This is a genomic window from Arthrobacter sp. JCM 19049 (assembly GCF_001310435.1).
Genome location: NZ_BAXF01000807.1, coordinates 1 through 745, shown reverse-complemented (window position 1 = coordinate 745; position 745 = coordinate 1). Strand labels below are relative to the sequence as shown.

At 69.7% G+C, this 745-nt stretch carries 1 protein-coding gene; it reads right to left on the bottom strand.

Annotation, left to right across the window (positions count from 1 at the left end):
- Positions 1-485: serine/threonine-protein kinase (locus JCM19049_RS16415; RefSeq protein ID WP_279403455.1), on the bottom strand; the 485-nt coding region annotated here is incomplete at its 3' end.
- Positions 486-745: the final 260 nt, after the last annotated feature.

The window sequence follows — 745 nt, the reverse complement described above, 5'->3', positions numbered from 1 at the left end:
GTCAGCCGCGGCTGGTCCATGTGGGCGGCAATCCCGAAATCGGTCAGCCGCACCCGCGGCACCCCGGTCCCGGTCAGCTCCAGCAGCACATTGGCCGGCTTCACGTCCCGGTGGATCCACCCGGCGGCGTGCACGTGGCCCAGCGCCTCCAGCAGCTGGGCCAGCACCTCGGCCGTCAGCTCGGGGCTCATCGCCCCGTAATCCTGCAGGGCGGTGTGCAGGTTTCCGCCGCGCATCAGCTGGGAGGCGATGACCACCCGGTCATCCACGGCCGCCCACCCGTAGGGGGTGAGCAGATGGGGGTGGTCGAACTTCACGCCCTGTTCGCGCACGAAGCGCAGCAGCTCCCCGCTGTAGCTTTGGCGCATCACCTTCGCGGCGCAGCGCCGCCGGCACTGCAGGTCCCGGGCCAGCCACACCGAACCCGAGCCGCCCTGGGCAATGTGCTCGATCAGCTCAAACCGCCCGGCTATGACCTCTGCCATGCGCTCTCCTTCAGTTTCCCTGCGGTACCAGCCTAGGTCACCGCCGCCCGCGCGTCGGGCCGGATTCGCGCAACATCAGGACAAAGCGGGCCCGGCACGCAATACTTAAGCCATGTTTGTCGTTGCGCTCAGCCCCCGGCCCCGTTCGGTCACTGACGTGGCCGCGGCCGGAGAGGCGTTGTGGCACCAGTTGGGCCAGGTGCACACCCACGCACCGTTTACCGCGCTGTCCGGGCAGCTGCTGCTGGGGGTGCCGGCGG